Source organism: Lederbergia citrisecunda, from assembly GCF_018343695.1.
In the GTDB taxonomy this organism is placed as follows: Bacteria; Bacillota; Bacilli; order Bacillales; family Bacillaceae_C; genus Lederbergia; species Lederbergia citrisecunda.
The window spans coordinates 2,949,910-2,971,551 of sequence record NZ_JAGYPJ010000001.1 but is presented as its reverse complement, the minus strand read 5'-3'; the positions used below and the strand labels follow the sequence as shown (position 1 = coordinate 2,971,551).

21 protein-coding genes are annotated in these 21,642 nt (G+C 37.3%); 14 read left to right on the top strand and 7 right to left on the bottom strand.

The annotated features are described in order from the left end of the window. Positions 1-167: 167 nt before the first annotated feature. The 8 genes from KHA93_RS14555 to KHA93_RS14520 all read left to right on the top strand — a co-directional run bounded on the left by KHA93_RS14555 (position 168) and on the right by KHA93_RS14520 (position 7,672). Positions 168-857, top strand: coding sequence for a phosphoribosylaminoimidazolesuccinocarboxamide synthase (locus KHA93_RS14555; RefSeq protein ID WP_213111387.1), 690 nt, complete (start codon positions 168-170; stop codon positions 855-857). A gap of 25 nt (positions 858-882) precedes the next feature. Then, positions 883-1,332 carry a nucleoside deaminase gene (locus tag KHA93_RS14550; RefSeq protein ID WP_213111386.1) on the top strand — a complete coding sequence of 150 codons (450 nt, stop codon included), beginning with the start codon at positions 883-885 and terminating at the stop codon, positions 1,330-1,332. Between the two features lie 308 nt (positions 1,333-1,640). Continuing rightward, on the top strand, positions 1,641-2,678 hold the full coding sequence (locus tag KHA93_RS14545; protein ID WP_213111385.1) for a SepM family pheromone-processing serine protease: 1,038 nt from the start codon (positions 1,641-1,643) through the stop codon (positions 2,676-2,678). Next, positions 2,679-3,590, top strand: a complete 912-nt coding sequence (locus tag KHA93_RS14540) for a DUF1002 domain-containing protein (RefSeq protein WP_213111384.1) — start codon at positions 2,679-2,681, stop codon at positions 3,588-3,590. A gap of 87 nt (positions 3,591-3,677) precedes the next feature. Then, entirely contained in the window at positions 3,678-4,757 is a 1,080-nt protein-coding gene (locus KHA93_RS14535) for an NAD(P)-dependent alcohol dehydrogenase (protein ID WP_213111383.1), read from the top strand. Between the two features lie 25 nt (positions 4,758-4,782). Beyond that, positions 4,783-5,955: an acyl-CoA dehydrogenase family protein gene (locus KHA93_RS14530; protein ID WP_213111382.1), complete on the top strand. Its 1,173-nt coding sequence runs from the start codon at positions 4,783-4,785 to the stop codon at positions 5,953-5,955. A gap of 19 nt (positions 5,956-5,974) precedes the next feature. Next, complete coding sequence (locus KHA93_RS14525) at positions 5,975-7,363, top strand: leucyl aminopeptidase family protein (protein ID WP_213111381.1); 1,389 nt, start codon at positions 5,975-5,977, stop codon at positions 7,361-7,363. Further along, a complete protein-coding gene (locus KHA93_RS14520; protein WP_213111380.1) occupies positions 7,364-7,672 on the top strand; it encodes a hypothetical protein in 309 nt (102 codons plus the stop codon). Between the two features lie 78 nt (positions 7,673-7,750). Here the strand turns inward: KHA93_RS14520 and KHA93_RS14515 are convergent, their stop codons facing one another. Beyond that, complete coding sequence (locus KHA93_RS14515) at positions 7,751-8,767, bottom strand: DUF1646 family protein (protein WP_213112949.1); 1,017 nt, start codon at positions 8,765-8,767, stop codon at positions 7,751-7,753. Between the two features lie 129 nt (positions 8,768-8,896). Between KHA93_RS14515 and KHA93_RS14510 the strand changes: the two genes are divergently transcribed. Next, positions 8,897-9,457: a YybS family protein gene (locus tag KHA93_RS14510; protein ID WP_213111379.1), complete on the top strand. Its 561-nt coding sequence runs from the start codon at positions 8,897-8,899 to the stop codon at positions 9,455-9,457. A 166-nt stretch (positions 9,458-9,623) separates the two neighbouring features. Here KHA93_RS14510 and KHA93_RS14505 read toward each other — a convergent pair whose 3' ends face one another. Both KHA93_RS14505 and KHA93_RS14500 read right to left on the bottom strand, forming a co-directional pair. After that, complete coding sequence (locus KHA93_RS14505; RefSeq protein WP_213111378.1) at positions 9,624-11,213, bottom strand: acetolactate synthase large subunit; 1,590 nt, start codon at positions 11,211-11,213, stop codon at positions 9,624-9,626. Positions 11,214-11,369: 156 nt separating this feature from the next. After that, positions 11,370-11,555 carry a hypothetical protein gene (locus KHA93_RS14500; RefSeq protein WP_213111377.1) on the bottom strand — a complete coding sequence of 62 codons (186 nt, stop codon included), beginning with the start codon at positions 11,553-11,555 and terminating at the stop codon, positions 11,370-11,372. Between the two features lie 224 nt (positions 11,556-11,779). Between KHA93_RS14500 and KHA93_RS14495 the strand changes: the two genes are divergently transcribed. The 3 genes from KHA93_RS14495 to KHA93_RS14485 all read left to right on the top strand — a co-directional run bounded on the left by KHA93_RS14495 (position 11,780) and on the right by KHA93_RS14485 (position 16,352). After that, entirely contained in the window at positions 11,780-13,582 is a 1,803-nt protein-coding gene (locus tag KHA93_RS14495) for an ABC transporter substrate-binding protein (RefSeq protein ID WP_213111376.1), read from the top strand. Positions 13,583-13,636: 54 nt separating this feature from the next. Then, positions 13,637-14,557, top strand: a complete 921-nt coding sequence (locus KHA93_RS14490) for a S66 peptidase family protein (RefSeq protein ID WP_213111375.1) — start codon at positions 13,637-13,639, stop codon at positions 14,555-14,557. Between the two features lie 118 nt (positions 14,558-14,675). Further along, positions 14,676-16,352 carry a methyl-accepting chemotaxis protein gene (locus tag KHA93_RS14485; protein WP_213111374.1) on the top strand — a complete coding sequence of 559 codons (1,677 nt, stop codon included), beginning with the start codon at positions 14,676-14,678 and terminating at the stop codon, positions 16,350-16,352. Between the two features lie 49 nt (positions 16,353-16,401). Here the strand turns inward: KHA93_RS14485 and KHA93_RS23565 are convergent, their stop codons facing one another. Beyond that, positions 16,402-16,536, bottom strand: a complete 135-nt coding sequence (locus KHA93_RS23565) for a hypothetical protein (protein ID WP_267917427.1) — start codon at positions 16,534-16,536, stop codon at positions 16,402-16,404. 166 nt (positions 16,537-16,702) lie between these two features. On the opposite strand from KHA93_RS23565, the gene KHA93_RS14480 reads away from it, so the two are divergent. Beyond that, positions 16,703-18,088 (top strand): L-cystine transporter, encoded by a 1,386-nt coding sequence (locus KHA93_RS14480; protein WP_213111373.1) that lies wholly within the window; start codon positions 16,703-16,705, stop codon positions 18,086-18,088. Positions 18,089-18,453: 365 nt separating this feature from the next. Here KHA93_RS14480 and KHA93_RS14475 read toward each other — a convergent pair whose 3' ends face one another. The 3 genes from KHA93_RS14475 to KHA93_RS14465 are packed head-to-tail and all read right to left on the bottom strand — an operon-like array spanning position 18,454 to position 21,292. After that, a complete protein-coding gene (locus KHA93_RS14475) occupies positions 18,454-19,266 on the bottom strand; it encodes a YihY/virulence factor BrkB family protein (RefSeq protein ID WP_213111372.1) in 813 nt (270 codons plus the stop codon). 23 nt (positions 19,267-19,289) lie between these two features. Continuing rightward, positions 19,290-20,270: an NAD(P)H-quinone oxidoreductase gene (locus KHA93_RS14470; RefSeq protein ID WP_233711172.1), complete on the bottom strand. Its 981-nt coding sequence runs from the start codon at positions 20,268-20,270 to the stop codon at positions 19,290-19,292. Continuing rightward, a complete protein-coding gene (locus KHA93_RS14465; RefSeq protein ID WP_213111371.1) occupies positions 20,267-21,292 on the bottom strand; it encodes a phosphotransferase in 1,026 nt (341 codons plus the stop codon). Before KHA93_RS14465 ends, KHA93_RS14470 begins: the two co-directional genes overlap by 4 nt. A gap of 64 nt (positions 21,293-21,356) precedes the next feature. Between KHA93_RS14465 and KHA93_RS14460 the strand changes: the two genes are divergently transcribed. Further along, entirely contained in the window at positions 21,357-21,545 is a 189-nt protein-coding gene (locus tag KHA93_RS14460; protein ID WP_213111370.1) for an SE1832 family protein, read from the top strand. Positions 21,546-21,642 lie beyond the last annotated feature (97 nt).

Here is a 21,642-nt window from a genome sequence, read left to right as displayed (position 1 = left end):
TTACCAATTAAGGCTGAGTACAAAAATCATTATTTTTAGTAGTGGTGAAGAGTCTCCTACCTAAATAGTATAGAAATCAAACTTCTTTTTAGTAGATGCCACAATGGTTAAATATTTTTTGCTATACTGTTAATGCAACATCACTTCATAGAGAGAAGGAATGCCGTATGAAATTTGTTTATCAGGGAAAGACAAAGGATGTATATTCTCTAGATGATGGAAATTATTTATTAAAATTTAAAGATGATGTTACAGGTGAAGATGGGGTTTTTGATCCTGGAGCCAATACAGTTGGCTTACAAATTGAAGGTGCTGGGAAGGCAGGCTTGCGCTTAACTAAATTCTTTTTTGAAATTTTACGAGAAAAAGGAATACCAACTCATTACGTGAGTGCAAATGTAGACGCAGCCGAAATGATTGTAAAGCCAGCGAAAATTTTTGGTCATGGGCTTGAGGTCATTTGTCGTTATCGTGCGGTAGGAAGTTTTTTGCGCAGGTATGGCAAGTATGCTGTAGAGGGACAAGAACTAGACGCATTTGTTGAAGTGACTTTGAAAGACGATGAACGCCAGGACCCGCCAATCAGTGCAGATGCGCTCAATATGTTGGGGATATTATCCCTCTCAGAATATGAAGAGTTGAAAAATTTGACCCAACAAATTAGTGGCATAGTAAAAGACGAACTGCAAAAAAGGAATATCGAATTATATGATATTAAACTAGAATTCGGTAGAACAGAAAATAGCAATGATATTATGTTAATAGATGAAATCTCCGGTGGAAATATGCGCGCTTATAAAGATGGTGTCTATATTGAACCTTTAGAATTGGAAAAACTGTTAGTCGCACAAATTTAATCATTCTACGTTTGGAGGCGATAAAATGGATCGATTTATGGAGAGAGCTGTTGAACTTGCCGTTAACAACGTAAAAGAAGGTGGGCAGCCGTTTGGTGCGGTGCTCGTAAAAGATGATGAAGTGATTTCCGAAGGTGTGAATGAACTTCACTTAAAGAATGATATAAGTGGACATGCAGAACTTATTGCAATCCGTAAAGCACAGGGGAAATTACAAACGTTGGACTTAAACGGCTATACGATGTATGCAAGTGGAGAGCCATGTCCAATGTGTATGACGGTCATTTATTTCTCAGGCATTAAAAAGGTATACTACTGCGCGTCAATTGAAGTTGCCAATGAAGCAGGACTGGGTGCTTCCTCTTTCATATACAAAGATTTGTCATTATCAAGAGAACAACGATCGATTGATATTATACATATGCCGCTAGAGTCCGGAATGGTTGATCCGTTGTCAGAATGGGTTAAAAAGTAATCATATGGTCAGTCCTTATCCAGACTTCGGGTAAGGGCTGACTTTTTATTTTATAGTACAACTATGATTTTAAATTTACATGGAATCTATGTATACTATTGTAGAGGCTTTTTAAAGCTTTTTTGATATCGCCACTACGATGATTGAAGCGGAAATCAGCATAATTCATTGTAAAAAGAAAGTCTCATATTAAATATGAATGTGTAAATTTATTAAAAGTAACAATAGCGAAACTTATTACCAACTTTGTACGTCTATAAAAATTGAAAATATCTTAAATAGATATTTAAGAAAGAAAGGGAACAGATATGGCAATTTTAAAGCAACGAAAAAATAAAGTTTTTGCAGTGATTTGCGTTTTGCTTGTTGTCACCTTTTTTATTCCAACGCCATATTACCTCTTTCAACCTGGATCAGTGGAAGAACTCGGCTCTAAAGTAACAGTCGAGGGCGGCGATAAAACATCTAAGGGCAATCTGTATTTAACAACGGTTCTTTCATTAAGGGCAAGTAATATTTATTATTTAGCATATGGAATGGTTGCTCCGCACACAGATTTACGGAAAGTGAAGGAAGTTAGGGGTGACATGACTGACGAAGAGTATAGTAAAATCTTGGAACATATGATGACAACATCTCAACAGCATGCTCTTGTCGCAGGCCTGCGTGCTGCAGGTGAAAATGTAAATGTGCAGTCAAATGGCATTTTTGTCACGAGTATTCTTGCCACATCAACTGCAAAAGGAAAGCTTAAAATTGGTGATATTATTACACAAGTCGATGATCAACCTGTTGCTAAATCAACTGATTTTCTCGATTATCTTTCAAACAAAAAAGCTGGCGATACAGTAAAATTGATGTTTAATCGCGACAGTACTGTAAAAACAGCAAATGTAGAGCTTATTCCGATTACAAATAGTCCGAATCGAGCAGGAGTTGGGATTGGACCTGAGGATCAATATAAAGTTGAAACAGACCGTACTATTAAAATTAATGCCGAAGATATTGGTGGGCCATCCGCTGGACTCATGTTTTCGCTGGAGGTTTATAATCAGTTGACCCCTGGTGACTTAACGAAAGGTTATGAAATAGCAGGTACTGGTACGATTGACATGGACGGGAATGTAGGCCAAATTGGTGGAATCCGTGAAAAAATAACAGCAGTAGAAAAAGCAGGAATGGATATTTTCTTTTGCCCTGCAGATATATTAGATGGAGATACAAATGAAAAAGATGTAAAAGACGAAGTACAAAAAGAAGGATACAAAGTTAAACTTGTTCCTGTTAAAACAATACAAGAGGCGATTGATTACTTAGAAAAGCTGCCACCTAAGGAGGAGAAATAGTTGAAACATTGGAGCAAAATCTTCATAGCATTTTTGGTCAGCATAAGCTTTATCCTAAATGGAATTGGATCAGCTGCAGCGGATCAAAACACGGATGATGATGCGATTAATGAAAAATTTGGTCTCCCTATCGTCGTATATGGAGAGACATTAACGGCAGAACAAAAAGATGAAGTGAGAAAACTTTTAAAAGTAACTGATCCATCCAAGGTAGAAGAAATTACTGTTACTGCAAAGGACTTAGCAAGACTAATCGACGGAAATCCAAATTCAAGGATGTTTTCTTCGGCGAAAATCACTTTGAAAGAAAAAGGTAATGGCCTCGTTGTAACACGAGTAACACCTGATAATATTACGGAAGTAACGGAAGAAATGTATGCCAACGCTATGCTGACTGCCGGTATTGAAAATGCGACAGTCGATGTTGCATCTCCTGTAAAAGTAACGGGTCATTCCGCACTTGTTGGAATATATAAAGCGTATGAGAGCCGCGGAGAAACATTGGATAAAGATAGGATGGAAGTGGCGAATGAAGAGCTTGACTTAGCAACAGACTTAGCGGGAAAAGACGGTCTCGACGATGAAAAAGTTAGTGAATTGTTAACAGAAATTAAAAAGGCGATCGCTGATCAAAACCCAGCCACGAAAGAAGACGTAGAAAAGATAGTGGAAGAACAATTGAAAAAGATGAAGATTGAACTGAGTCCTGAAGACAGACAATTACTAATCGATTTATTCGAAAAAATGCGTTCGATTAATATTGACTTTGGAAATGTAAAAAATCAACTGGAAGACATTTCTAAAGACATTAAGAAAAAATTAGAAAATGTGATTGGTGACGAGGGCTTTTGGGACAGTGTCAGCAATTTCTTTAAAAAGCTTTTTGAATCTATTGCAAATCTATTTAAATAGTATAGAAGCTAGAGGACAGTATGAACATTTTAAAAATGTTTCACTGTCCTTTTTTATATAATTTTAAAGCTTAAAAGAGTTATAATAATGAAAAGGTTTTCTAATGGTAAGGAGGAGACGAAATTGTCGGCTGTTATGAACGCAGCAATCTTAAACAAACCACTAGATATTGAGGTAAAACAAGTTGCTATTCCAGTACCGAAAAAGGATGAGGCTTTAGTAAAAGTTTACTGCATCGGTGTCTGCGGTTCTGATGTCCATTATTATGAGCATGGGAAAATCGGTAGATACGAAGTAAAGGAACCACTCATTTTAGGCCATGAATTGGCTGGCGAAGTAGTGGGGATCGGCGAAGATGTGACGAATGTTTCAATCGGAGATCGTGTTGCTGTGGAGCCAGGGGTTACTTGTGGAAGATGTGATTACTGCAAATCCGGAAGGTACAACTTATGTCCGGATGTTGTTTTTATGGCAACTCCTCCTGTTGACGGGGCATGGGCCGATTATGTCGTGATCCGTTGCGATTTCCTATTCAAAATCCCAGATTCGATGTCGTATGAAGAAGGGGCATTACTAGAACCGCTCTCTGTAGGGATTCATGCGATGAAGCGCGGAAAAGCAACGATGGCAGATCGACTTTTTGTCAGTGGGTTAGGGCCGATTGGACTGCTAGCCATTCAAGCTGCAAAAATGTTTGGAATTACCGAAATCTATGCGAGTGATGTCGTCCCTTTTAGAAGAGAATTGGCCAAGGAATCAGGTGTTACGGCTGTTTTTGATCCTATTCATGAAGATATAAATGAGCGCATTTCAACATTGACGGAACAAAAAGGTGTAAATTTAATAGTAGAGACATCTGGTAATAGTAAAGCTATTTCAGATACGGTTAAAATAGTAAATAGAGGAGGACGTATTGTTTTTATTGGACTACCAACGTCAGAGTCTATTCCACTAGATATAAACCAAATAATTGATGGGGAAATCGATGTTCACGGCGTATTTCGTTATGCAAATACATATCCTATTGCGATTCAGGCACTAAGTAATTCGAAGGTCAATATTGAAAAAATCATTACACACAAATTTTCTTTAAATGACATTAAAGAAGCCGTCGATATTGCTCGTACTCAAAAAGATACAAGCGTAAAAGTGATGATATACCCTTAAAACAAATCATAAGTGAGGTGTTACTATGAAATACCAAGACTATTTTATCCGAAATGAAAGAGAGCAGAAATTTGCTGACATGGCTGACGAGTTAGCAGTTAATTTTGCCAAAAGAGCGTCAGTTCATGACGTGGAAGGATCATTTCCATTTGAAAACTTCGAAGATATGAAAGAAGCAGGGTATTTAAAAACGACCGTTCCGAAAGAATACGGTGGGGATGAGGCTTCTTTATATGAAATGATCTTAATGCAAGAGAGGATTGCTAAAGGAGATGGCTCCACTGCACTTGGCGTTGGCTGGCATTTAGGAATGATGCTTAGTTTAAGAGAAAGTCGGGAATGGCCAGAAGAGTTGTTTAAAGATTTTTGCAATAAAGTAGTTGAAGACGGTGAATTGATCAACTCATTTGCAAGTGAACGCGCCACTGGAAGTCCAGCAAGAGGCGGTAGGCCGGAAACGACTGCTGAGAAAACAGCAGACGGGTGGGTAATAACCGGTAGAAAAACGTTCAGTACATTAAGCCCAATATTAAATTATTTTACTGTTAGTGCGGGCATCAAAGATGAAAATAAAATTGGCCGTTTTTTAGTTCAAAAATCTGAGAATGTAAAAATCGAAGAAACATGGAATACGATGAGCATGAGAGCGACTGGGAGCCACGATGTTATTTTAGAAAACGTGTTTGTGCCTGATTCGGGATTGATTGAAATAGAAATTCCGGGCGGGAAAACGCATCATCAAAGTGACTCTGGCTGGATGTTGCATATTCCTGCTTGCTATATTGGAATTGCCCATGCTGCACGAGATTTTGCTGTTCAATACGCTCTAAACTATCGTCCTAATAGCTTGCCTGGCCCAATAGCTGAAGTGGACCATATTCAGCAAAAGATTGGAAAAATAGAAGCAGAGTTAAAAACAGCTAGAATGCTGCTTTATTCTGTAGCTGATCGATGGGACCAAAATCCAGAAGAGCGCCTTGAGCTTAAATCCGAACTTGGCCTTGCCAAATATGTGGCGACAAATTCTGCTTTATCAATCGTTGATCAAGCGATGCGCATTGTTGGAGGGGCAAGTCTATCTAGAAAACTTCCGTTAGAAAGAATGTATCGCGATGTTCGTGCAGGCTTACATAATCCACCAATGGATGATGTAGTATTAAAAGGACTAGCAATGACCGCACTATGGCCAAAAAAATAAGTTAGGAGAGACAAATTCTATGACATCTAAGGCATATATTACTTTTTCAAATAATTCACTTGTGGAGAATAACCCTCAATTAAAAGAATTTATTCAAAATCACCAAGGTAAATTCATTACTTTATTATTGGACGGAAACGTTTATGCAATTATTAAAGAAAATCAAAACAAAGACATTTCATATGAAAATGTGAGAAATATTGCGGGTTCGATTGCTAGAGAATTGAGTGGAAGAAAGATTCCATCTGCCGTATTGGAAGGCGCAGTTTTAGAAAATGGTTTTTCAAAATTAGACAAAGGAAAGTCGGTTTGTGCCTTTATTGAAGGATGGGAATTAGGTTCTTATCAATTTTTAAACTACAAATCTGATAAAAATTCATTTAAAACAAAATTAGAATTAATAGATTGTGAAGACGTTCAGGCTTCTGTTAAAGAGGGGGAAGCCCGAGCCAAGGCAGTAGCTTATTCAAGAGATTTGATGAATGAAATACCGAGTACCTTAAATCCGGAAACATATCCTGAAGTACTTGAAAAAGAATTTAAAAATACTGATGCCAAGGTTCAAATTTTACGTAAGAAGCAACTGGAAGAAGGACAAATGAATGGTGTTCTAGCTGTTTGCAGAGGAAGCAAGTATGAACCATCTTTTGTAGAAATCTCTTATTGTACAGATAAAACAAAGCCTCACGTCGTACTTGTAGGAAAAGGAGTCACCTTTGATACAGGCGGTATTAGCTTAAAAAGAGGCGCGGATATTAGTGATATGAAAATGGATATGGGCGGATCTGCTGCTGTCGCTGGTGCGATGAAGCTCCTAGTAGATATGAAGGCAAGCGTAAACGTAACGGCGCTTATCCCTATCGTAGAAAATATGCCTGATAGCCATTCTTTCCTACCTTCTGAAGTGATTCATTATAAAAATGGGTTAACAGTACATGTAGGGAATACAGATGCTGAAGGAAGACTTATTTTAGCCGATGGATTGATTCGTGCAGGTGAACTAAATGCTGACTATATTGTGGATATCGCTACTTTAACAGGAGCAATTGGAAATGCACTCGGATCAAAAATGGCAGGTGTATTTGGCGATGAAGAGCTTGCAGATGAAATGAAAAAAATCGGTCGAGAAAATGGCGATTACGTATGGCCAATGCCGCTTGTAGATGCATATGATTCATATTTGAACAGCGATTATGCAGATCTTTGCAACATCAGTTCAAGAGCCGAAGCAGGCTCCATCACTGCAGGATTATTTTTGCGCCGATTCGTACCAAAATCAAGCAAATGGCTACATGTCGATATGGCAGGTGTAATGGCAAGCAATCGTGCAACAGGATACTATTCGAAATCAGCAACCGGATTCGGTGCGAGGCTTTTAGCAGATTTTACAACTCATGTTTCTAAGTAAATGAATAAGAATTACGAAAAGGAAGTTGGAAAAAGGGATTCTAGTCGCTTGCGTGCCCTTGAGCTTGAAAAAAGTAGGGTGGAGGTAACGCAAGGAAATCTCGCGTGTCCTTATGCCCGAAAAAATCAAGGTAAAGTAACGCAAGTCTTACTTGCATTCCTTCAAAAGAGCATACGAGTAACCGGGTTCCTTTCAAATCTGGAAAAAATGCAAAAGCAGATGAGACTTGTTGTCGCATCTGCTTTTTTACTACTAGTCTTAATGTTTTTTTCTGCTAGACTCTTACGCTTACTAATGATTTCTCAATAAGTCAAAAAGGAGTATGCATTCGTAAAACGTATTCGATATTTTTAATTAGAAGTGTTCAGAATTCACTCGAAAAAGTGTTTACCCAAATATCAAAATAACAATAAAATAAACAACCATTGCAATTAATCCTACAGGTACTCCGAAACGTGCCCATTCACGGCTTGTAATGTTTAGTTTGCCTGCTGCAATAATGTTAGGGATATTTCCAGGTATGAGCATTCCACCACTGATTAAAAGACCTAGTAAGATTGCTTTAATCGTAGGCTCGTCCATTGAAGGACTAATTTCTGCTGCAGCTAGTGTTGCATTATCTAAAATAGCGGAAATCATGTTGATCCAGTATAACAATAGTGGACTAAGGCCAAGTAAATATTTTTCAATAAATGGTTCAAAACCTGCCCCGAGTAATGTTAACCCCATAACGAATAAATAGATTTTTACAGCTCGAATGATAATTTCTGAATAGTTTTCTGCATTTTGTTGAGCCGACAACCCAACGTCCGATTGTTTGGGGCTGACAAGAATAGCGGCAAGGATTCCGAATATCGTTACAGCTGGAATCACGTCGATTCCAATTAATTCAAGCAAATAAAAGAAATCCTCATTTAATTTACTGATTGCAATCGTGGATAATGGCTCGCCAATTGGTGTTAGTGCCGCACCTAGACCAATTGAAAAACATGCTAAAACAACGAGACGCAATTCAGATTGACGGTCAAGCTTTAGTACACTGACGATCACTACTAACACGATGGCAGCAATAATCGCCGTTATGACACTTGAAATGAGTCCGAGAAAAATGACTGTTAATGCAACGAACAATCGAAATGGAATTGCTTTGCTTACACCCAATATCCCGTTTTCAATAGGTTTTTGTAACCATTTGAATAATAAGCCTGCGATAAGTACTGCTAATGTAATATGTATGGGGTCTTCCAATGCTTTCATAAACAATTTTCCATCTAATACTTTGCTAATGAAAGCCGCTGCTAGTCCCATGACAAACAAGAAGGCTTCTAAATTGTGCTCAACCTTTTTAACAGTAAAAGGTAAAAATAAAACAAGTATTAAGATAATCGTTAATCCAAGTATCATATTCTCTTCCTTTACTTTTTTTCTCATTATACCACGATTTATTTTCATTTCAGTCTTAAAGCAACTATACGAGATGAAGTTCATACAATATTAAAGGTTATCCCCAAAAAATAGAGGGAGAGAATCAAGTTGTTTTCTAACATAATTTCTAGTGATGCACAAACAATTCATAAAGCTTTCCTTCAGCATACGACCACAATGAAATTGATTTTAGTTTCTTTACTAAGCTGCTTGTCTACAATTTTTCAAGCTGCGGGAGGAGTTATACCAGTACTTGGATTTTTTATTAGTCCACTCGCAACTGCACCTATAATTGTTTGTACAATTATTTCAATACGCTATGGCGTACTCTCATATTTCACAACGATACTTTTATTATTCATATTACAACCCAGTGAGCTTATCGTCTTTCCGTTTACAACGGGTTTGTTGGGCTTAGGGATTGGATGCTCATTTTTCGTCTTCAAAAGAAGGTTCAGCATTCTTTTTGGAGGAAGTACTTCTTTATTTCTTGGGATATTGTCTGTATTGTATATTTTCAAATTCCCATTACTTGGTCCTGTAGCCTCAACGTCGTTTAACCTATATACGACGGGCAGCATTCTGTTATTTTCTTTATTATATAGTTGGTTTTGGATTGAAATTAGTGTGACAAGCTTTAAGCGTATTAAAAAGAAGTTGGCTTCGTAATTTTCCAAATGACACCTGTGTTTGGATAATAACCGCCTGTAGGTTTATAAACGCCCAAATCTGCTATATACATTTCATTTCTGCATTCAAATACTACGTCGATGACAAGGCGATATCATCTGGGGTTAAATATCTTTCTTTCGTTCCTCTTTCCACTTTTTCACCATTATGGAAGGGGAATCTCGAATAATATGAGTTCCTCTGATGATATTGCAGATTTCAATAATTCCTCGAATTCACTAAGTGTTTGCGGTCTTACACCTTTTATTCCGAAACTCATTGCTAATTGAACAAAATCGGGATTTCCAAAATTAACTCCAAAGCTATTACCAAATTTCTTATTCATCATTTGCTCTTCCAGTTTTAAAACATAATCGTTAAGTACAATCATTATAAATGATATGCCAAGTCGTTTTGCCGTTTCAATTTCTGCAAAATTCATCATCGCTCCGCCGTCACCTGTGATACAAATGATTACGCCATTTGGACGAGCTAATTTTGCGCCGATTGAACTGGGGATGGCCGTTCCCATTGAAGCATATCCGTTAGAAATCAGAACACCACCAGCTTGCTTTGGTTGGTAAGTGCGTGCAATCGATATTTTGTGTGCGCCAACATCGGAAATCAAAATCGTTTGGTTAGTCGAAACATTTTCTATAATGTGTAGAATGTTTTCGGTACTTAATGGCAAATGGGATGTTTCTTTTTGATTATGACTGATGTGATACGATTGCTCAATGTTCTTTTTTACATTACTTGAAGGCGTCCAATTTTTCGAGAGGATTTGTTGTGTATTTATTTCCTTTAAAGTCTTTTGAATATTGCCTATTAATTCCACTTGAACTGGATAATATTCATCCACAAGGGCGACGTGTGCATCAATATGCAGAATAGGTAATTTTTTTCGATTCCAATCCTTCGGGAGTTTTTCTACAATGTCAAAGCCAATTAGGATTAATAGGTCCGCTTCATCCACCCCAGATAAAATAAGATCATTCTCCTCGAATCCAAAAGTAAAGTAATTATGAGGGTGGTTTTTCGGCAAGATCCCTTTCGCCGTAAAGGAATGGGTAACAGGTGCCTGTAATTTTTCAATAAAGGAACTGAATTCTTCAACTCCATTTTGGCGTATTAATCCATTTCCAAGGATTACAAAAGGCTTTTGGCTTTCATTCATAATGTCACAAGCTTCTATAATAGTTTTGGAATCAGGAATAGTAATTGGCAGTGAAAGTACAGGGAGATTTTTAGGTGGAGCTGGTTCCATAGCCAAATTTTCAGGTATGACAAGAAGCGAAGGACCTGGTTTTTCCATTTGTGAAGTGCGAAATGCATTTCGGATCATTTCCGAAATGGATTGATTGTCTAGGACTTGTACCGCACATTTGGTGATCGGTTCAAATATTTTTACGAGATCAATACATTGGTGGTATGGCTTATGCTGTTTATCAAGTCCAGCTTGTCCAGTGATAACAACGATTGGGGAATAGTCTAAGAATGCACTAGCTATTCCAGTTATTAAATTCGTTGCTCCAGGACCTAAAGTGGAGGTGCATACTCCTGGTTTACCGAAAAATTTTCCATATGCACTTGCCATAAATGCTGCTCCTTGTTCATGTCGGACTGGAATGAAGGTGATCTGCTTAGATTTTGAAATAGATTCTATGATGTCTAATGTTTCTTTTCCAACAATGCCAAAAATGTATTCGACTCCTTCGTTTTCTAAACTTTGTACGATTACATCTGTCGCTTTCATTTATTTCCTCCTGAAAATATGATATTGCCTAATAGTTTTTGATATTTAATAAAAAAAATGCTTCTAATGTTAGAAGCAATTTCAGTACAAAGGCAATATTTAATCTTCGTTCGTCATATTTCCCCGGAAATATTCGATGAATTTTCCCACGGTTCGCTAGAAATCATACATTTTTCGTGTATGTTTTTTGAAATTAACAGATTTTCGAAACGCAGCTTCCAATAATTCCATTAATGTATTTTTCTTGTTGGGCTTAGGCGTCATCCACGCTTGATTAGCAATTCTCCGTCTTTCCCTTTCTTCTTGCTCTATTCTTTTTTCTACAACATATAGGTTAATCATTAATAATCTCCTCCATGGCTTTATCGTTATATTTATTGTAATAAGGATGGAGGAGGTTAAAAATGGCATTCCTTTTGAATGATTTTTCCACTTAAAGCTGTAAATTTAGCTTTAAATACCTGTTCCTCGATTCATTTTCCATGGTATATTGAACTAAACATAGAAAAGATGAAAACGAAAGGGATTATTTTTCAACTTATTATCCCGTAAAAAGGGGTGTACATATGTTAGCGGATGATTTTATTGCATTATGGAGATCATTTACGAAAACGAAAGAAAATGAGGCATACCCAGTTTCGATGGATACTCTTGCTGAGTTATGGTTCTGCACAACTCGAAATGCCAAATTAATTGTGACAAAGATGGTTCAGTTAGGTTGGGTAGAGTTTGTCCCTGGGAGAGGTAGAGGTAATCGTTCTACATTAATCTTTAAAAAAACGTTGGAGGACGTGCTCTTTGATAAATCGGTCCAACTTGTCAAACAGGGTGAGCTAAAGGAAGCCCTTGAACATATTCAACAATATGGAGAAGGGACAAATGTAAAAGAACGGATTATGGCATGGTTGTCCGATTATTTTGGCTATAACGTTGAGGAAGAAGATGATGACCGAATTGAAATTCTCCGTTTTCCGATTTTCCGCCCGATTACAACACTCGATCCAGCACGTATTTATTATGAATTAGATGCCCATATAGCGAGTCAAATATATAATACTCTGGTTGATTATGATCGTTCTTCTCATCAATTAAAAGGGGTGCTTGCACATTATTGGGAGTCAAATAAAAATCAAACTAAATGGGTGTTTTATCTAAGAAAAGGCGTCCTATTTCATCATGGAAAAGAGCTTTCAGCTGAAGATGTCCTTCATACTTTTGAGCGTTTACGAAATTCGCCGCATAAATGGTTAGTTAAGCAAATAAAAGAAATGATCATTCATAATAAATATACGATACAGTTTAACTTAAATAGTCCAAATTATCTGTTTTTGAATTATTTGGCTTATACCCCAGTGTCTATTCTTCCTGCGGATACGTCGAATGAAGATTTTCCTATATGCCCAAATGGCACAGGTCCATTTAAAGTAATAAAAAATTCATCAAAAACTAGTATTCTTGAAGCCTTTTCTTCTCACTTTTTAGGTAGGCCTCAATTGGACCGTATAGAAATTTCGCGGCTTCCTAACGATGAAAAAATATTGAATCTAGAAAAACAAAATTATGAACGACTGTTAGTTAATCATGATGAAGGCGCTAATTACGATGATAATTCGTGGAAGGTACAAGAAGAAATATATGCAGGCAGCAGTGTTTTAACAATGAATTTATGGAAAAATGGCCCGCAAAATAATCTTTATTTTCGAAAAGCTTTACATCGATTAATTGATCGGTCCAAAATGGTTTCGACATTGGGCGAACCTCGATTGTATCCATCGAATGGATTTCATTTAAGGGGACTTCCATCTGTAATAGATCGGGAACATAATCCTGCAGAAGTTGGCTCACTGCTTCAAAAGTCAGGCTATGATGGCGAGCCCATTCATTTGTATTGCTATGAAAGGCATGGACCTGATGCGTATTGGTTTAGGGACGAGTGCTTGAAATATGGTATTAACGTAATAGTGAACATAGTGAATTGGGAGGAAATGGCTCAGACTGAGTTGATCAAACAAGCAGATTGTATATTATTTGAAGTTCTTTTGGGCGATAAAGAGATTTCACAAATTCAAGATTACCAGTATTCCCATGGATTTTTGCGTATTCACTTAGATGATGAATTGGCTGATAAAGTAGATCGAAAAATTGATGAGGTATTACAAGAGCCAGATATAAGCTTGAGAGAAAATAAGTTGTTGGAAATAGAGAATATATTAAAAGAACATTATGCAATCCTCTTTCTTGTTCATAAGAAACTTGGAACTGCTTTTCATCCCTCCGTACAAGGGGTACATATGAATTCAAGAGGATGGGTTGACTTTAAAGACATATGGTTCAAGCCAGAGGGAGTAAAAGCCTCATTGCTCGAATAAGATAAAAGAAGCCAACATATGGCTTCTTTCTCTATGACAAAGGAGTGATGATAATTGGTAACACAAAGGATCCAAGCTCTAAAAAAAGGAGATACTATCGGACTTACTGCACCAGCAGGGCCTGTGAATAAGGAACGGTTGGAAAAAGCGATTTCTAAAATCATTGAAATGGGTTTTAATGTTGAGGTGGGAGAGACGTGCAACGAAAAATACGGAGGATACTTGGCGGGAAGACCTGAACAACGAGCAAATGAATTAAATTCAATGTTTGCTAATCAGGGGATATCGGCCATTTTTTGTCTTCGTGGTGGATATGGTTCCCTGCATTTGCTCCCACTATTAGACTATGAAGCTATCACAAATAATCCTAAATTATTTGTTGGATACAGCGACATTACCGCTCTGCATGTTGCTTTCCAACAAAAATGCGATTTGCCGACTATTCACGGGCCTATGCCCGCATCCGATTTAGTAGATGCAGATAATTTTACGATTCATTCACTGATTTCTATTTTGACAAATTATCCATTTAAAGGGAAAGTAGAAAATCCCGAAAATTCACCGATTTGCACTCTAGTCCCAGGTACCGCAAAGGGAATGATAATAGGAGGGAACCTTTCTGTAATAGTGAGCACGCTTGGAACTCCTTATGAAATAGAGACGAAGGGTAAAATACTATTTTTAGAGGATATTGGGGAAGAACCGTATCGAATTGATAGAATGCTAACTCAGCTTGTCTTGGCAGGTAAATTTTCGGATGCTGTGGGAATCGTTTTAGGTACTTGGACGGAATGTACATCGGAGCGTTATGCGGATGGATTTCAAGTAGAAGATCTTTTTAAAAAAATTATTGCTCCAATTGGAAAACCGACCATTTTTAATGTAAAAGCTGGTCATTGCAAGCCGACCTTAACTTTGCCTTTAGGTCTTTCTGCTTATATTGATGCTGAAAATGGCCGTTTATTAATTGGATAAAGGAAGGGAAAAAGGGAAAAAGATGGTGAATTAGGAAAATAGTATTAAAATATTAAAAATATTGCCGATACATAGATTATATACAGGACAGAAGATACAGAAGAAAGATGGTGGGGTTATGAGGAGTATAAAGGGAAAAATATTAAGAGGATTTTTAATTATTAATGCTATTGTATTAATTATAAGCGGTTCCAATTATTTTTTTGCAACCCAGACGAATAAGCAAACGACTCAAGTAGTTGAAGAACAATTACCTGTACTCGTATTGGCAGAAAAAATGAGTGTGAATATTGCGGAGCGGACATCACATTTAAGTATTTATCTTTTATTTGGACAAACTCCATATATGCATGCATTCGAAAATTCAACAGCTGAGAGTAAGGAGTTAGAAAAACAACTATTAGCAAAATCTTCAACGAAAGAAACAAAAGAGCTTTTGGACAAACTTCATAATTGGGAAATTGCTATTAATGATATGGTTTTCAAGGAATTTTTAGCTGACCGTGAAAAAGCGCGAGATAATTTTAGAAACACAATCGATCCATTAAGCCAAATATTAAGAGATTCCTTCCAAGAACTATCAAATAAACAAGAAAAGAACATAACAGCCAATGCTGAGGAAGTAATTAGTGTTGGGGAAAGAAATTCATTAAGCAGCGCGGGTATTGGTGTTGTTGCCCTCATATTAGGAATTGTTATCGCTATCTTGACTGCAAATTCTATATCTAGACCTATCGTTAGAGTTGCAAATCGTATGCGTTTAATAGCTGAAGGTGATTTGACCCATGACGATTTATTGACGAGATCAAAGGATGAGGTTGGAGATTTAATTAATTCTGTGAATGATATGAATCGCCAAATTCGTGGGATGGCACAGGATATTGGTAATGTTTCACAAACAGTCACGAGACGAAGTGAAGAGCTTAGTCATTCTGCAATGGAAGTTAATTCCGGTAGTCAACAAGTGGCGACAACAATGGAGGAGTTGTCTATTGCTTCTGAAACGCAAGCACAATCCGCTTCTGATTTAGTTGAATCAATGGGTACGCTTACTTCAAATATACATAATGCTAATGAGAGTGGGCAAAGAGCAAGTCAAGTTTCTAGTCAAGTGTTGGTCTTAACGGAAAAAGGTAATGAAGCAATGACAGAGTCGATTTCTAAAATGAAATTGATTGATGAAAACGTAAAAGATGCAGTTGGAAAGGTCCAAAGTCTGGATGGCCATTCGAAAGAAATTTCACAGCTTGTAAAAGTTATTTCGGATATAGCTGAACAAACAAACTTATTAGCATTAAATGCAGCTATCGAAGCAGCACGTGCAGGTGAGCACGGGAAAGGGTTTGCAGTAGTTGCAGGAGAAGTGAAAAAGCTCGCTGAACAAGTGACAAGTTCGGTTTCAGATATTACTGGGATTGTTTCTACGATCCAAAAGGAAACTGGTGAGGTTGTCCGTTCGTTGAATGAGAGCTTTGAGCAAGTAGAACTCGGTACCGAACAAATAAGATCAACGGGTAGCACGTTTGAAACGATTACTGAATCCGTTAAGCAAGTCGTGAATCAAATCCAAATTATTTCACAGGATTTGGACAATATCGCGAGCAGTACGGATGTAATGAATGCTTCTATTTCTAATATCGCATCTATTTCAGAGGAAGCGTCAGCGGGTATTGAAGAAACAGCAGCATCCGCCGAACAAACGACAAGCTCGATGCAGGAAATTGCAGCAAACGCTGAATCACTTTCTGCTATCGCTGTTGATCTGGATAAATTGATTAGACAGTTTAAAGTATAAGAATACAAATAATGAGACCATAGTGTAGAGGAAATACATTATTTCTACACTACGTGGTCTCTTTTTTTGTAGTTACATTGCCGTTTCTTTTTTGCTTCTTCCTTTTCTTTAAAAATTCTTTAGCGAATGGATATACAACTGGAGCAGCCTTGATTGCAAAGCGTAATAATTTTGAAATACGCATAATATGACATCCTTTCATTATTTTCTATACTTTCCCCATATCTATTTAGTACTAAACCAATAACATAGTTTTACAATAGGCAGGTTATGATAACCATATTAAGGGAATATCAATGTAGAAGTGTTTTTATGAAAACGGACAAAATCTTAAAGTGGGGGGAGTATTGTTGAATACGCTGTTGATCATTATTAATATCGCCATATTTTTATTGCTCCTATTTTTATTGTTTAGAATGCAGAAGAAGCATATATCCTTTTCAAAACGTGTGTTTACAGCATTAGGAATTGGGATCGTTTTGGGTCTCGCGATGCACTTAGTATATGGAACAGATTCCACTGTTACAAAAGGGTCCTTGGATTGGTTAAATATTGTCGGGAGTGGCTATATTTCATTCTTAAAAATGATTGTCATGCCGTTGGTTTTTATATCCATTGTTTCGGCTTTTACAAAATTGAAATTAACGAGTAATCTTGGGAAAATTAGTGCTCTTGTCATAGGAATCTTAATTGGGACAACAGCCATTGCAGCTTCGATAGGTATTGCCACTGCATTGGGATTTCATTTAGAAGGAATCCAGCTTGAAGAAGGAGCAGCAGAGATAACACGAAATACTCAGCTTCAAGAAACAGTTGGCGATGTTAAGGATATGACGATTCCTCAACAAATTGTATCCCTATTTCCACAAAATCCATTTATGGAACTAACAGGAGCTCGTCCAACTTCTACGATTGCTGTCGTTATTTTTGCAGCGATTATCGGGATTGCTTACTTAGGGGTCCGTAGGAAAGAGCCGGAGCATGCTGATTTTTTTGCGAAGATGATTGAGACCATTTATACCGTAGTAATGCGGGTTGTAACGCTTATTTTAAGATTGACTCCGTATGGAGTACTTGCTTTAATGGCCAAAGTGACAGCAACCAGTGACTACTCGGCAATAGTGAAGCTTGGAAAATTTGTAGTTGCTTCTTATGTTGCGATAATTATCATGTTTCTTATTCATCTGCTTCTATTAGTTCTTGTAAGGAAAAATCCAGTTACGTACGTGAAAAAAGCCATGCCGGTACTTGTATTTGCCTTTACATCACGTTCTAGTGCAGGTACTTTACCTCTTAATATCAAAACTCAGCATCAAGAGTTCGGTGTGTCTGAAGGAATCGCCAATTTTGCAGGTTCATTTGGACTATCTATTGGGCAAAATGGATGTGCGGGGATCTATCCAGCCATGCTTGCTATCATGGTTGCACCAACGGCAGGCATAAATCCCTTTGATCCTTCATTTATATTCACGTTAATTTTGATCGTTGCAATAAGTTCGTTTGGAGTTGCTGGAGTTGGTGGGGGAGCCACATTTGCTGCCTTAATCGTTTTGTCCGCACTTAATTTACCAATTGCGATTGTCGGATTATTAATCTCCGTCGAACCTTTAATTGATATGGGAAGAACGGCTTTAAATGTAAGTGGGAGCATGACAGCTGGTGTGCTAACCGGAAAAATAACTGGTGAATTGGATGAAGAGGTTTATAAGCAGCCAAAACAAAACTTACGTGTATAATTCATTAGGCCGAGGGATACTCGGTCTTTTTTGTTATATAGGTAATTATAGATTGGGACTTTGTGTATAACTTTTATGAAGGTAGTTCCCGTCTAGCTTCAGCGCCTAGCGACTAGCAAACTTTCGGTTTCTTCCTACGATAAGTCAACATCGGTTCGCCAAGACTCACCGTGTTTCCTTTATCTCGTCAGAACCCTAAAAAGTTTGTATGTCGCTTAACAGGCGCTTGCGCATTTGTTCTTATCTTTTGTTAATCATTTCTTGCCCTTTTTCAGTGATATGTCATGAGCGATACGTCAGAATCATTATGTGTTCGTTATCTCAGTCAATTGAGCATAATAAGGTAGACTAAAAATAGTAAGGTACTAGCGGCTTTTTAATTTATTTTCCATCCAAGTTGCATTCAATAGTCCTCCAATAAGAAGGACGGCAGCTGTAAAATAAAACCAAATCATCAAGACAATAATATTCCCTAATTGTCCATATAGTTTTGTATAGCTTGCAGCATACGAAACGTAAAAGGAAAAGGCGAAAGATACACTTTGCCATCCGACTGTTGCGAAAATAGCGCCAGGTATAACATTCAGTAAGCTGACTTTTGTACTTGGAACCACTTTATATAGGAATAAAAAAAAGAAAAACAAATAGATAGAACCGATGACCCATTTAGACAACAACCACCATTTATGAAAAGAAGATGGTAGCTGAACATGTGTTGCTAGCAATAATCGACCAATTTCTTCAGCGATTGGTACGAGTAAAGAAAATGTTAGGGTTACCATTAGGCTTAATGTTAAAATTAAATCTTTGCCTAAAGCAAGAAAAAACCCTTCTCTTCGGACGATATTAAATGCATCGTTCATGGCCCGCACGAGTGATTGGACCGCCATAGAAGCAATCCAAAAAGCCGCTAGTAAACTAAATGATGCAATCTTCGTCTGTTGTTGCCCCAAAATGCTCATGATATTGGATTTTATTAAATGATAGCTTCCTTTTGGAGCAAAAGGTTCAATCGCGCTAAGGACATCTTCAACCCGAATCGGCAAGAAACTGACGAGCGATAAAGCAAAAATAAGGAAGGGAAAAATGGACAGCATAAAATAATACGCCATTTGTGCGGACTGATCATGAAAACGATCGATAAAAAAACGTTTAATGATTGTTTTTATACTGTCCATGGTTCCATCCCTTTAGAAAGTTTTTAAGAAATCCGTAACACTATTTTCCCTGCATTTTTATTCTGCTCCATATAGGAGTGAGCTTCATTCACTTTATCCCAATTCCAAATAGAATCAACGATAGGCTTCAAATGACCATTTTCAAATTTTGGTAAAGCGAATTCAGTAAAATCTTTCGTCAAGGCCATTTTTTTCTCGATAGGCTGAGAACGAAGGGCGGTTCCGATGACTTGGATTCTTTTAAAAAGCAATTTTCCAAGGTTGACTTCATGAAGCTTAGAGCCACCCATTGTTCCAATCAATATTAGCTTTCCATCAACTGCAAGGGATCCGATATTTTGTTCCCAGTAAGGAGCACCTATAAAATCAAAAATTAAATTGACACCTTTCCCTGAAGTTGCATCCATCACCTTTTGCAGAAAGGGCCCTTCTTTATAATCAATGGCTACTTCTGCTCCTAAAGAAAGGCATAATGATCTTTTTTCGTCTGTTCCAGCTGTCACAATAGCCCTAGCGCCAATTTCACGCGCCAGTTGAATGGCCGAGGTTCCGACTCCGCTTGCTCCAGCATGGATTAAAATTGTTTCTCCTTTCTTAAGTTTTCCCAACCAAACCATATTTAAAAAGGCAGTTAAAAATACTTCAGGAATAGCTGCTGCTTCTTCAAAGGATAAGTTTTGTGGGATTCTCATTGCCATTGCAGCAGGAATAACTGCATATTCAGCGTAACCCCCACCGGGAAGTAGTGCACACACGAAATCTCCCTTTTTCCACCCTATAACATTCTCTCCAATATCTTCAACGATTCCACTCATTTCAAGGCCGAGTATGGGAGATGCACCTGGGGGAGGTGGATACAGACCCCGCTTTTGAAGGAGATCTGCCCTATTTAAAGCAGAGGCTTTTACTTTGATGAGAAGGTCGTTTTTACTCATTTGAGGCATTTCTGTTTTCCCGATAAAAAGATTTTGTGTCGTTTCTTCCACTAAAATTGCTTTCATCATTCTCCCACTTTCTTCATAAAATGTATTTCTAGTTTTCTCAGAGCTTCTTCAATACCGTCCCAGCGATTTAAGCAATGGTACTTAATCATTTCGATGTCATTCATTTGTTGATCCTCATCCAATTGATAAATAAGTATGTTTTTTAACCAACTATACAAGTTGTGCAGCTGGGTTCGATAAGAAAAGAAGCGTAGTAAATCTATGTTTGGTATGATTCTAGTCCCGAATTCTTCTTCATATGCTTTAATAAAAACAAATGGCATTTGCGTAATATATCCTACTAATTCCCGTTCCATAGGAGCTAAAATAACTGATTCCCAATCAATGACGCGAAGACCAGCTGGAGATTGGATGAGATTCCCTCCCCATAAATCACCATGACATATGACTAAAGGGAATTGGTTGTATTTAAAGGATTTGGATAATTCTTTTACTTGCTCAATGAGTGATATTATTTCTTTTTGTTTTGGGGTTATAATGTCTATAAGTTCTAGTGGTGTGGATCTTTGTTGAAGTGTCATTACATAAGTATGCAGCTCGTTCAAAAAATCAGCATTAAATGTTTCGGTAGGAAGATAAATATTGTTTCCGATTATTGTTGTCGTCGTATGAAGCGCTGCTAATAACTTTGCAATTTGACGTATATAGCTTTCTTCCAAAGGATACGAATCAGCTAGCGTAGGGCCGTCAATCCATGGGAATAATATAAAAACAATATCGTCAAACTCTATTTTATTTCGTTTATCTTTCGTTAATATTGGATAAATGGCTGACGGAAATAAACTTTTTTCATGTAATTCCGTCAATAATGGTAAATAGTATTCCGTTTGTTTAATTGCTTCTTCCTGAGTTTTTTTATCTAATAGCTTTAAATAAAAGGTATCTCCATTTTGACAGCGAATGTTATAACTAAATGATTTATCTCCGAGTGGAATAAAGGTTATGGACTGGGCATGCAATCCATAATAAGAATGGATCAATTGAATGATTTCATTGCTAGAAATAGGATGTGGTTGTTTCATGAAATTCCTCCAGTTTTTAACTTATTAAATGTATGATATCATTTTATATAAGAAGGTGATAACCATGACTAAGAAGGAGATTCAATATAAGATTGAAGATTTAAAAGCCGATTATGTGAGACTGCAGCATGACTTGGAAAAACTTGAATATGTAAAAGGCAATCTTCATCCATTAGAGAGGCAGTTAGAAGACATCGAACGTCAATTACAAGATCTCAATCGACGGCTAACTGAATTAGAAAGTAATAAGTGACAATATGTAAGGCGCATTATTTGTGCCTTATTTTAATTTTGTATTGAATAGGATAACATTCGCAGATAAAATTATTGATGAAATTTAGTTTCATATT

Bases quoted from the DNA above. Each gene is read 5' to 3' on its own strand.
- KHA93_RS14520 (WP_213111380.1), top strand. From the start codon at position 7,364: ATGAATAAGAATTACGAAAAGGAAGTTGGAAAAAGGGATTCTAGTCGC.
- KHA93_RS14475 (WP_213111372.1), bottom strand. From the start codon at position 19,266: ATGGACAGTATAAAAACAATCATTAAACGTTTTTTTATCGATCGTTTT.
- KHA93_RS14535 (WP_213111383.1), top strand. From the start codon at position 3,678: ATGAAAAGGTTTTCTAATGGTAAGGAGGAGACGAAATTGTCGGCTGTT.
- KHA93_RS14550 (WP_213111386.1), top strand. From the start codon at position 883: ATGGATCGATTTATGGAGAGAGCTGTTGAACTTGCCGTTAACAACGTA.
- KHA93_RS23565 (WP_267917427.1), bottom strand. From the start codon at position 16,536: ATGCGTATTTCAAAATTATTACGCTTTGCAATCAAGGCTGCTCCAGTT.
- KHA93_RS14495 (WP_213111376.1), top strand. From the start codon at position 11,780: ATGTTAGCGGATGATTTTATTGCATTATGGAGATCATTTACGAAAACG.
- KHA93_RS14530 (WP_213111382.1), top strand. From the start codon at position 4,783: ATGAAATACCAAGACTATTTTATCCGAAATGAAAGAGAGCAGAAATTT.
- KHA93_RS14485 (WP_213111374.1), top strand. From the start codon at position 14,676: ATGAGGAGTATAAAGGGAAAAATATTAAGAGGATTTTTAATTATTAAT.
- KHA93_RS14545 (WP_213111385.1), top strand. From the start codon at position 1,641: ATGGCAATTTTAAAGCAACGAAAAAATAAAGTTTTTGCAGTGATTTGC.
- KHA93_RS14465 (WP_213111371.1), bottom strand. From the start codon at position 21,292: ATGAAACAACCACATCCTATTTCTAGCAATGAAATCATTCAATTGATC.
- KHA93_RS14525 (WP_213111381.1), top strand. From the start codon at position 5,975: ATGACATCTAAGGCATATATTACTTTTTCAAATAATTCACTTGTGGAG.
- KHA93_RS14505 (WP_213111378.1), bottom strand. From the start codon at position 11,213: ATGAAAGCGACAGATGTAATCGTACAAAGTTTAGAAAACGAAGGAGTC.
- KHA93_RS14460 (WP_213111370.1), top strand. From the start codon at position 21,357: ATGACTAAGAAGGAGATTCAATATAAGATTGAAGATTTAAAAGCCGAT.
- KHA93_RS14515 (WP_213112949.1), bottom strand. From the start codon at position 8,767: ATGATACTTGGATTAACGATTATCTTAATACTTGTTTTATTTTTACCT.
- KHA93_RS14500 (WP_213111377.1), bottom strand. From the start codon at position 11,555: ATGATTAACCTATATGTTGTAGAAAAAAGAATAGAGCAAGAAGAAAGG.
- KHA93_RS14470 (WP_233711172.1), bottom strand. From the start codon at position 20,270: ATGATGAAAGCAATTTTAGTGGAAGAAACGACACAAAATCTTTTTATC.
- KHA93_RS14555 (WP_213111387.1), top strand. From the start codon at position 168: ATGAAATTTGTTTATCAGGGAAAGACAAAGGATGTATATTCTCTAGAT.